This is a genomic window from Streptomyces sp. NPDC058964, assembly GCF_042741275.1.
Classification (GTDB): domain Bacteria; phylum Actinomycetota; class Actinomycetes; order Streptomycetales; family Streptomycetaceae; genus Streptomyces.
Genome location: NZ_JBHYKH010000954.1, coordinates 1 through 1,513, shown reverse-complemented (window position 1 = coordinate 1,513; position 1,513 = coordinate 1). Strand labels below are relative to the sequence as shown.

Annotated in this window: 1 protein-coding gene and 1 pseudogene; both read left to right on the top strand. The window is 72.5% G+C overall.

Annotation, left to right across the window (positions count from 1 at the left end; all coding sequences use genetic code 11):
• Nucleotides 1-144 precede the first annotated feature (144 nt).
• Nucleotides 145-696, top strand: coding sequence for a hypothetical protein (locus ACFW2E_RS46755; RefSeq protein WP_384478233.1), 552 nt, complete (start codon nucleotides 145-147; stop codon nucleotides 694-696).
• A gap of 45 nt (nucleotides 697-741) precedes the next feature.
• Nucleotides 742-1,404, top strand: a pseudogene (locus tag ACFW2E_RS46750) (formylglycine-generating enzyme family protein); the annotation flags it as partial.
• Between the last annotated feature and the right edge of the window lie 109 nt (nucleotides 1,405-1,513).

The window sequence follows — 1,513 nt, the reverse complement described above, 5'->3', positions numbered from 1 at the left end:
CGGTGCGACGGGCAGGGGTCTGGGCCTCCCCAACACACTTTATAACGTGCGCCTGCCGGGCGGCCCGTTCCGGGCCGCGAACGGCCCGGAGGGCGGCGCCGTCCTCACCGTCGAAATCCCGCTGACGGGCAAGGAGGCGACGGCGTGAGACGTCCCGGCTCCACCGCGGTCCGCGCCCTCGCCGCCTGCGCCGCGTCGGCCGCCCTGGTGACCGGCTGCGGAGTGCAGGACACCGGTGTCGTCGAGGCGGGCGGACCCGCTACCGTCTCGGTGTATCCCGACCAGCAGCAGCGTGTGCTCCTCTTCTTCCTCACCTCGTCCGGCCGCCTGGCGCCGGTGAGCCGGATGGACCCGACGGACCCCGGCGTGACCGCGGGCACCGGTTGGGGGACAGGCGCGTCCGCCGAAAGCGGCGGGATCGACGGCCGCAAGCTGCTCGCCGTGCTGTTCCACGGCCCGAGCGAAACCGAGGCGGCGGCCGGACTCCACACGGAACTGCCCCCAGGGAGCGGGGTGATCGACTGGTCCTCGACCCCGGACGGCATAGAGGTCCGCCTGCCCTTGGCCGTGCGGTCACTCAAACGGAGCGCGGTGCGTCAGATCGTGTGCACGACCGCGTACGCGGAGGACGGCGACGGCCTCGCGGAAGTCGTCCTCGTTGGAAGAGACGGCATGCTCCCGCCCGCCCGCTGCTGAGCGGCACACCCGACCAGGTACACACGCCGTTGAGATGATCCCTTCATGAATGCGACGCCCGAGCACGAGATGATCGCGGTTCCACCGGGGCAGGTCATGCTGTCGGACCGGCGGACCCGGCACAGCTGGGCGGTCGACGTCGCGCCGTACGAGATCGCCGCGTACCCCGTCACGCAGGCACTGTACGCGCGGATCACCGACCGCCGTCCCAGCACCGCGCAGGGGGACCGTCTGCCTGTCGAGGGCGTGTCCTGGTGGGACGCGGTGCGGTTCTGCAACGCCCTCTCCCGGCAGGAAGGCCGCACGCCTGTCTACCGGCTCCCTTCGGACGACGAGGACGTCGAATGGGACATGCCGGCCGACGGATACCGGCTGCCGACCGAGGCGGAGTGGGAGCACGCCTGCCGAGCCGGAACGGCGGGGCCGCGCTACGGACCCCTCGACGACATCGCCTGGTACCGGGGCAACTCGCGCGAGCGTGTTCACGAGGTGGGCGGCAAGCTCCCCAATCCCTGGGGGCTTCACGACATGCTCGGCGGGGTCTGGGAGTGGTGCTGGGACCTCTACGACGCCGAGGTGTACGGCAGCTACCGGGTACTGCGCGGCGGTGGCTGGTTCGACGAGCACTGGAGCTGCCGCGCCTCCGTGCGGCGCCGCAGCCACCCCACCTTCCGAGTGGACGACGTGGGATTCCGAGTGGCCCGTTCCCGGCGGCCTCAGGACAGTGTCCGCCCCCGCGGGGGGGCGGAGGGGGGGGCGCTGCTCCCCGCCCGCCGCCCCGGCATGGCGCCGCCACGGGCCGTGTCGGAGAGACAGG